The 8,511-nt window shown below is 65.3% G+C and carries 7 protein-coding genes; 5 read left to right on the top strand and 2 right to left on the bottom strand.

The features are described 5' to 3' along the window. The 5 genes from G6019_RS04590 to dnaB all read left to right on the top strand — a co-directional run. Positions 1–349: LuxR C-terminal-related transcriptional regulator (locus tag G6019_RS04590; protein ID WP_241725875.1), on the top strand; the 349-nt coding region annotated here is incomplete at its 5' end. 144 nt (positions 350–493) lie between these two features. Beyond that, a complete protein-coding gene (gene rpsF / locus G6019_RS04585) occupies positions 494–781 on the top strand; it encodes a 30S ribosomal protein S6 (protein ID WP_107757797.1) in 288 nt (95 codons plus the stop codon). Between the two features lie 89 nt (positions 782–870). Continuing rightward, complete coding sequence (locus G6019_RS04580; RefSeq protein ID WP_182613783.1) at positions 871–1,428, top strand: single-stranded DNA-binding protein; 558 nt, start codon at positions 871–873, stop codon at positions 1,426–1,428. Positions 1,429–1,544: 116 nt separating this feature from the next. After that, on the top strand, positions 1,545–1,997 hold the full coding sequence (rplI, locus tag G6019_RS04575) for a 50S ribosomal protein L9 (protein WP_182613782.1): 453 nt from the start codon (positions 1,545–1,547) through the stop codon (positions 1,995–1,997). Positions 1,998–2,503: 506 nt separating this feature from the next. After that, positions 2,504–4,294, top strand: a complete 1,791-nt coding sequence (gene dnaB / locus G6019_RS04570; protein ID WP_182613799.1) for a replicative DNA helicase — start codon at positions 2,504–2,506, stop codon at positions 4,292–4,294. Positions 4,295–4,741: 447 nt separating this feature from the next. Here the strand turns inward: dnaB and G6019_RS04565 are convergent, their stop codons facing one another. Both G6019_RS04565 and G6019_RS04560 read right to left on the bottom strand, forming a co-directional pair. Beyond that, positions 4,742–7,852 (bottom strand): type I restriction endonuclease subunit R, encoded by a 3,111-nt coding sequence (locus G6019_RS04565; RefSeq protein WP_182613781.1) that lies wholly within the window; start codon positions 7,850–7,852, stop codon positions 4,742–4,744. Between the two features lie 2 nt (positions 7,853–7,854). After that, positions 7,855–8,433 (bottom strand): restriction endonuclease subunit S, encoded by a 579-nt coding sequence (locus tag G6019_RS04560; RefSeq protein WP_182613780.1) that lies wholly within the window; start codon positions 8,431–8,433, stop codon positions 7,855–7,857. Positions 8,434–8,511: the final 78 nt, after the last annotated feature.

Raw genomic sequence — 8,511 nt, 5'->3', positions numbered from 1 at the left:
GCCCACGCCCACGCCCACGCCCACGCGCCACGCCAACAGCGAGCCCGGCACCCGCTGTGCTGCTGTACGCGACGCCGCCGTGCGCGAACCCACCGCGCACGGCGCCCAGCATCGGCCTGCGTCCCGCCCGGAGCTCAGCGATCGCGAGGTCGAGGTGCTGATCGCCTGGCTCGCCTGCGACAGCAAACGGGAGGTCACCGAGCGCCTGTTCCTCGCGGACTCCACGGTCAGCACCTACATCCAGCGTGTGAGGTCGAAGTACGACGCGGTCGGCCGGCCTGCCCGGACCAAGGTGCGACTGCTGGTGCGCGCGGTCGAGGACGGGTATATCGGACTCGACGATCTCTAGACGGGGCCTGCGGGTGCGCGGCCTCCGGGGATTTCGTTCGCCGAGCGCACGCGGGGTAGCCTTAGCGGGTTGCTGACGCAACGACCCTCCTGCCACGGAGATCCCGTGGCCGAATCTGTAGTCCACAGGAGGTGATGAGGTCCCATGCGTCAATACGAAGTGATGGTCATCCTCGATCCGAGTCTCGACGAGCGCACCGTGGCGCCGTCGCTGGACACGTTCCTCAACGTGATCCGGCAAGAGGGCGGTTCGGTCGACAAGGTCGATGTCTGGGGCAAGCGCCGCTTCGCCTACGAGATCAACAAGCAGACCGAGGGCATCTACGCCGTCGTGCAGATCAAGTCCGGCCCGGACGCGGTCAAGGAGCTGGATCGTCAGCTCGGCCTGAACGAGAACGTGCTCCGCACCAAGGTGCTCCGCGCCGACAAGTGACCCGGACTGTCCGGCTCGCCCGCTAACCTGGGCGGGGTCGGTCGAGTTCCGATCACATCCACCTGAGCGTCAACACGGAGGACAAGCGCATGGCACAGGGCGACACCCCCATCACCGTGGTCGGGAACATCGTCGCGGATCCCGAGCTGCGGTTCACGCCGTCGGGTGCCGCGGTGGCGAACTTCCGGGTCGCCTCGACGCCGCGCCGCTTCAACTCCCAGACCAACCAGTGGGAGGACGGCGAAGGCCTGTTCCTCACCTGCAACGTGTGGCGCCAGGCCGCCGAGAACGTGGCGGAGTCCCTGCAGAAGGGGATGCGCGTCATCGTCAACGGTCGTCTGCGCCAGCGGTCGTACGAGACCCGTGAGGGCGAGAAGCGCACGGTGTACGAGGTCGAGGTCGACGAGGTCGGCCCGTCGCTCAAGTACGCCACCGCCAAGGTGACCCGCACCAACCGCGAGGGCGGCGGGGGCGGATTCCAGGGTGGTGGCCAGCAGGGCGGCGGATTCCAGTCCGGCGGCCAGTCGCAGGGCGGTTACGGCGGCGGCCAGGGCGGTGGCCAGCAGAACGACGATCCGTGGGGCAGCGCTCCCCGGGCCGGCGGTTCCGGTGGCTTCGGCGGCATGGACGACGAGCCCCCGTTCTGATCCCAGGGTCTTTTCCCTCGGGGCGCGAGATGCGCCCCACCCCATAAGCAAGAGACATGACCTCGCGAGAGTCCGGCCCCGGTCGGCTCGTCGGAGGAAAGAAAGGTAGACGGATCATGAAGCTGATCCTCACCGCCGACGTCGACAAGCTCGGTGCGCCGGGCGACATCGTCGAGGTCAAGGGCGGATACGGTCGCAACTTCCTGCTCCCGCGCGGGCTGGCCATCGTGGCCACCCCGGGCGCCGAGCGCCAGATCGAGTCCATCAAGCGGGTCCAGGAGGCTCGTGAGGTGCGCGACTCGGACCACGCCAACGAGCTCAAGCAGAAGCTGGAGTCGCTCGCCGACGTCAAGGTCGCCGTCAAGACCTCCGACACCGGCAAGCTGTTCGGTTCGGTGACCGCGGGCGATGTCGCCTCCGCGATCAAGTCGGCCGGGGGGCCGGCGGTCGACAAGCGCGCCGTCCACATGCCCAAGGAGCACATCAAGTCGACCGGCGCCCAGAGCGTCGTCGTCGAACTGGGTCACGACACGACCGCCAGGGTCGCGTTCGAGGTCGTCCCCGCCTGATCTGCCACGAAGGCCCCGGTCGTCGTCTGTGACGACCGGGGCCTTCGTCATGGTCTCCCCGGGGTTGTGGACCGCCTGTGGATAACGCCGGCGGCAAAATACAATGGTGTCGGTTTCGATACCGATATTGTTCATCTTTCGTTACCTATTGCGTCGACGTGGGGTTCGTGTTAACGGCAGCTCTCCACCGGCCGCCGAAGCGGCAAAGTCGGGGCTGACCAGCACGTTTGTTCAGTCGCGACCGGCTTCTCCACTGGTTGTCCACACGACGCATGGCGCCGGCCCAGCGAATCGCACATTCATCCACAGTTGTCCACAGCCGGCCACCAACGATTGTGGAGAAGCCTGTGGATAACGCGACGGGTGACTGCCGGACGTCTCGCTGCGGTGGCCTACAGTGAACTGGTCACGCGGAGCAGGCGAGTCGGCTCGGGAGTACCGCACGCGAGGGCGTGAGGGGGAGAGGAGAGGTCATGGCGCAGGGGGGATTCGACGGATCCGACGAGATGCCGCCTCCGCCTGACGAGGGTGGGGGTTCGGACTTCGGTCGCACCCCGCCGCAGGATCTCACCGCGGAGCAATCGGTGCTCGGCGGGATGCTCCTCAGCAAGGACGCCATCGCGGACGTGGTGGAGGAGATACAGCCGGGCGACTTCTACAAGCCGTCGCACCAGGCCGTCTACGACGTGATCCTGGACCTCTACGCCCGCGGCGAGCCGGCGGACGCCGTCACCGTGGCCGCCGAGCTGGATCGTCGTGGTGACCTCCGGCGTGCCGGCGGGGCCGCGTACCTCCACACCCTCATCTCCACCGTGCCCACGGCCGCCAACGCGGGGTACTACGCCCAGATTGTCTCGGAGAAGGCGATTCTGCGCCGCCTGGTCGACGCCGGGACGCGGATCGTGCAGTTCGGCTACTCGGGGTCCGAGGGAGCCGACGTGGCCGAGGTCGTGGACCGCGCGCAGGCGGAGATCTTCGAGGTCACCGAGCGGCGGACCACCGAGGACTACGTGGTCATCGAGGAGCTCCTGCAGCCCACGATGGACGAGATCGACGCCATCCACACCGCCGGTGGTCTGAGCAACGGCGTGCCCACGGGTTTCGCCGACCTCGACGCCATCACCAACGGGTTGCACGGTGGCCAGATGATCATCATCGCCGCCCGCCCCGGCGTCGGTAAGGCCCTCGCCCTGGACACCGTGCTCCCGACCCCGGACGGCGAGACCACCATGGGCGACGTCGTCGTAGGCGACCGGGTCCTCGGCGCCGACGGGCAGCCGACCGAGGTGGTGGCCGTGACCGAGGTGTGGGAGGACCGTCCGTGCTTCACGCTCCGGTTCAACGACGGCGCGGAGATCGTGGCCGACGCGGAGCACGAGTGGCGGATCGAGATGGGCGGCACCCACCAGACCGTCACCACCAAGTCCCTCGAGACGCTGATGCTGGTGAGCGATTTCGGGATCCTCGTGCCCGAGAGTGCCAGTTCGAGCCGCCCCGATCGGTTGATCATCGACGTCCGGGGCGCGCACAGTGTGCCGGTCAGGTGCATCGAGGTCGCCGCCGACGATCATCTGTACCTGGCCGGCCCCACCGCGATCCCCACACACAACTCCACCATCGGCCTGGACATCATGCGCTCGTGCTCGATCAAGAACGGGCTCTCCTCGGTCCTGTTCTCCCTGGAGATGAGCAAGACCGAGATCGTCATGCGCCTCATGAGCGCCGAGGCGCGCGTCAAGCTCTCCGACATGAAGTCGGGGAAGATGAGCGACGAGGACTGGACCCGCATGGCCCGGCGGATGGGCGAGATCTCCGAGGCCCCACTGTTCATCGACGACTCGCCCAACCTCACCATGATGGAGATCCGGGCCAAGGCTCGCCGGCTCAAGCAGAAGCACGACCTGCGGCTGATCGTGGTGGACTACCTGCAGCTGATGTCCAGCGGCAAGAAGGTCGAGTCCCGCCAGCAGGAGGTCTCCGAGTTCTCCCGCCAGCTCAAGCTGCTGGCCAAGGAGCTCGACGTCCCTCTGATCGCCATCTCGCAGCTGAACCGTGGCCCAGAGCAGCGCACCGACAAGCGGCCCCAAGTCTCCGACCTCCGCGAGTCCGGCTCGCTGGAGCAGGACGCCGACATCGTCATGCTGCTCCACCGCCCCGACTCCACCGAACGCGACGACCCCCGCGCCGGCGAGGCCGACCTGATCCTGGGCAAGCACCGTGGCGGTCCGACCTCCACCATCACCGTGGCGCACCAGCTTCACTACTCGCGGTTCGTCGACATGGCGCGGGGCTTGTAGGTGCCGTGTCGGTTCTCAGACAATCTGTCAATTTCTCACCGGCTTGTCACACGATTCGCAGGAATCTGTCCTCTCCCCTATCCGACACCCCACGCGCGTGAGTAGGCGGGCGTTGCGCGGCTACGATTGGAGGCTATCTACGCTTGGATTCGATCGCGCCGCCGCTGATTGCTCGGATCGATTTTCCACTTGGGGTGTCGGGATACTCGACTCTGACGGGTTTAGGGCGAGGCGGAGGGATTGCAACCGCCGGGGCGATGTTGGCTGCGGGCGGCTGCTCCAGCAACTGTTGCTGTTGCACATGCTTCACAGAGCCCACGCACTGGCGGCGCTTGTTCGGCCGGTCGAAGTGAGGGACTAGCTTGCCGTTACTTCCCAGCTGCGAGTGCTGGCCACAGTCGTGGCACGTAGCCCATTTGACACTCTCGTCGGACGTCATCAGACGGTTCAGCTCGCCTTGCTCAGCGTCCGGTAGACGGCCGGCAGGAGCTCGCCGAGCAGAGCGCGGGCTAGGTCCTTGTTGTTAAGGATCTGGGCGGAGAGGTCTGCCGAGGAGTCCATGGATCCGATGACGGCGTCGGTGAAGGCGACATCGATGTCGGGGCTGGCTCGGAACTGGGCGAGTGAGTTGTTCTGGGCCTGCGTCTTGAGGGTCTCGCTTTCTTCGAGCCGGTCCCTGATGTGGGTGACCACGTTGCGGACGGAGGAGTCGGGGTGGTCGCCGGCGAACAGGTCGTTTATGCGGTTGATTACCTCGTCGAGGGCGACCATGTCGGGGTCGCGGACCGCGCCGGTGCCGGCCTCGCGGGCGGGCTCGAGCGGAGTGCCGCCGACCAGCTCACCGTCCCGGGTGGCCTGGCGGTGGTGGCCGAGGTAGTCGATAGCCACCGCGGACAGGTCGATGGGCGTGTCCTTCTCCCCGCTGCTCAGCTGCGGGGCCAGGAGCTTGAGATACAGCGCGAGCTTCTCCAGCCATGGGTTTTCGTAGTCGAACAGCTGGGAAAGGAACTCGTATTGCCGGACGTAGGTGCCCACGTCCTTGCGGAACATCAGCAACTCGTCGATCTCCACGGTGTCGGAGGCCTCGACCGCGGTCCGCATCCGAACCGTGAAACGGTCGGTAGCGGGAGCGACCCACTTCACCAACGCGTTGTGGCCCTCACGGGCGAGGAAGGCCTCGGCGAAGCCGTCGACCTCGGGGCGTTCGTAGATTCCGGCCACGGACAGTTTGCGTTCGGTGTCGTGGACGATGTTGGGATCGGTGACGTCGGCCAGCGTGGTGGCCTGGTAGTAGGGGGCGAACGCGTCGACGATGTCGTCGACCTCGTTGGTGAAGTCCAGCACGAAGGTCTGGTCTTTCAGCGGCGGGAAGGTCCGATTGAGCCGGGAGAGGGTCTGCACGGCCTGGACCCCGCCGAGGCGCTTGTCGACGTACATGGCAACGAGCTTGGGCTGGTCGAACCCGGTCTGGAACTTATTGGCCACCAGCATCACCTGGAACTCGTCTGTGGCGAACGCATCGCGCAGGTCGCGGCCCTTGAGCCCGGGGTTCATGTTGATCTCGGAGAACGGCTCGTCGGTACCGGACTCGGGATCGGTCACCTCCCCCGAGAACGCGACCAGCGCGGCGACATCGGTGTAGCCGTTCTCGGCCACGTACTTGTCAAAGGCGAGTTTGTATCGCACGGCGGCCTTGCGGGAACTGGTCACCACCATTGCCTTGGCCTGTCCGTTCAGCCGCCAGGCCACGCTCTGACGGAAGTGTTCAACGATGATCTGCACCTTCTGCGAGATGTTGGTGGGGTGCAGCTTGACCCAGTTCATCACCGACTTCACTGCGGCGGACCGGTCCACCAGGTCGTCGTCGCCGCCCTCGGTAGTCACGGCGACGGTGCCTTCCCCGGTGTCGCTGGTGGCGTAGGTCTTGCCGTTGTGCGAGAGCCGGAACGCCGTCTTGTACGGGGTGTAGTTGCGCAGGACGTCCAGGATGAAGCCCTCGTCGATTGCTTGCTGCATCGAATACAGGTGGAAGGGCTGCGGGGTGCCGTCGGGACCGGGGCGGCCGAACAGTTCCAGCGTGGTGGCCTTGGGTGTGGCGGTGAAGGCGAAGAAGGAGATGTTGCCGGCCTCGGCGCGGGCTCTGGTCTCGGCGGCGAGCATGTCCTCGGCCGACACGGCCCCGCCCTGGGCGACTTCGTCGAGCTCGGCCTGTGACAGGACCTGCTTGAGTTTGTTGGACGCTCCGCCGGCCTGGGACGAGTGGGCTTCGTCGGCGATGATCGCAAAGGACCGACCGTGGAGGGTGGCGCGGTCGGCGATGGCGTCCAGGGCGTAGGGGAAGGTCTGGATCGTGACGACGACGATGTGGGTCCCCGACTCGAGCGCCTCGGCCAGCTCAGAAGACTTCGAGCCGGTCAATCCATCGATGTGGGCCACGACGCCGGTAGTGCGGTTGATCTGGTGAATGGCTTCCTGAAGCTGCACGTCGAGAACGGTCCGGTCGGTGACCACGATGACCGACGAGAACACCTTGTCGTCGTCATCGTCATACAGCGACGACAGTCGCTGGGCTAGCCAGGAAATGGAATTGGTCTTGCCCGAGCCGGCGGAGTGCTGGACGAGGTACTTATGCCCGGGCCCTTCGGTGCGCGCCGCCTGGACGAGTCGGGTGACGGCGTCCCACTGGTGGTAGCGCGGGAACAGCAGGGTCTCCCTGCGGATTTTCTTTCCGGTGTCCGGGTCGCGTTTCTCACTGATTTCCAGGTGCATAAAACGGTCGAGGATCTCTAGCCAGGTGTCGCGCTGAAGGATGGTCTCCCACAGGTAGGCGGTGGCCGAGCCGTGCGGGTTGGGCGGATTGCCGGCGTGGTGGCCGTTGCCGCGGTTGAACGGCAGGAACACGGTGTCCTGGCCGGCGAGCCGGGTGGTCATGTGCACTTCGGTGTTGGAGACGGCGAAGTGCACGAGGGCGCGGGTGGCGAAGCCGAGCAGAGGCTCGCCCTTGGGTAGGCGGTCCTTCTTGTACTGCTCGATCGCGTGCTCAACTGACTGGGTGAAGTCGGTCTTGAGCTCGGCTGTGGCGACGGGGATGCCGTTGCAGAAGAACACCAGGTCGATGGACTTCTTCGGGTTGGATTTGGAGTAGTGGACCTGCCGCATGACCCGCAACCGCACGGCCTGGTACTTGGCGGCGGTGGTGGCGTTGAGCCCGGAGTTGGGCTTGAACTGGCACATCGCGAAGTTTGCGTTGAAGTCCGAGAAGCCGCGCCGCAGGACGGCGAGCGTCCCGCCGTCGGCCTTGAGGTCCGCTGAAAGTGCCTTGGATAGCCGCTGCAGCAGCGCGGACTTGGACTTCTCCTGCGCCGCGGGCGAATCTACGGGTTTGACTCGCTTGTCCCACTCGTCGGGCTGGGAGTGCTGGAGCCACCAGAACACGTCCGCGGGAAAAAGCGCGAGCTCGCGGTCGTACCCCGCGTCGTTGGGTGAGTACTCCCATCCGTGCGCGGCCAGATGAGCGCAGATCTCGTCCTCGAGCACGGACTCGTGATGCTGGGCCATGACTACACTGCCTCCCTCACGTCGATCTTCCCCGTCACAGCATTGGCGATCAGGGCAGACCGATATTCGCGGAGCGTCTCGATCATCTCGGTCGACTTGGCGATGAGCGCATCGATCTTCGAGCAGTGATGTTCAAGGAACGCGACAATTTCACGCCGTTCTGTGACGGTTGGCGGCGCTGTAATGGGCATGTTCATTAATGCTTCGATGGTGAACTTCGGTTGTGCTGATCCGGTAATAAACGGAGCAATACTTGCCGTCTCTATACGGTATGCCCAGAAATTGGGGGGTTCGTTCTCGATGGGCTTGAGTATATGGGCGTGGTTATTGACCCAGTATTTTCCGGCTGCGACAAAGGCTATAGGTGTCCGGCGTCCGAGCAGGTTCGCTCCGTCTTCAGAAACCAGTAACAGGGGCTCGTCGAAGAGGTAGTCATCTACGAAGTCGATAACGCCAGAAGCCCCGTAATAAGGGTGAGTGCCTTGGCGAACCCCTCGCTCAGTTGTGCTGAGGGGGATCCTGTGATGGTCGAGCGAATGCAGGAATCTCTTGACAGGGCCGACTGACCAGTGGGCGGGCACCGCGGGGAGTCCTGATTCCGAGTTCGCCAGTTCGACGCCTGCGTTAAGCCCCTTAGCCCCGGTGTTTCATGGGGATCT

The sequence above is a fragment of the Dietzia sp. DQ12-76 genome (genome assembly GCF_014145045.1).
Classification (GTDB): domain Bacteria; phylum Actinomycetota; class Actinomycetes; order Mycobacteriales; family Mycobacteriaceae; genus Dietzia.
The sequence above is the reverse complement of the archived record's forward strand: the minus strand, read 5'-3'. Positions and strand labels throughout refer to the sequence as shown.

What these genes read in the sequence shown, in the direction of transcription:
- rplI (WP_182613782.1), top strand. Translation starts at nt 1,545, where the DNA reads ATGAAGCTGATCCTCACCGCCGACGTCGACAAGCTCGGTGCGCCGGGC.
- G6019_RS04580 (WP_182613783.1), top strand. Translation starts at nt 871, where the DNA reads ATGGCACAGGGCGACACCCCCATCACCGTGGTCGGGAACATCGTCGCG.
- rpsF (WP_107757797.1), top strand. Translation starts at nt 494, where the DNA reads ATGCGTCAATACGAAGTGATGGTCATCCTCGATCCGAGTCTCGACGAG.
- dnaB (WP_182613799.1), top strand. Translation starts at nt 2,504, where the DNA reads ATGCCGCCTCCGCCTGACGAGGGTGGGGGTTCGGACTTCGGTCGCACC.
- G6019_RS04565 (WP_182613781.1), bottom strand. Translation starts at nt 7,852, where the DNA reads ATGGCCCAGCATCACGAGTCCGTGCTCGAGGACGAGATCTGCGCTCAT.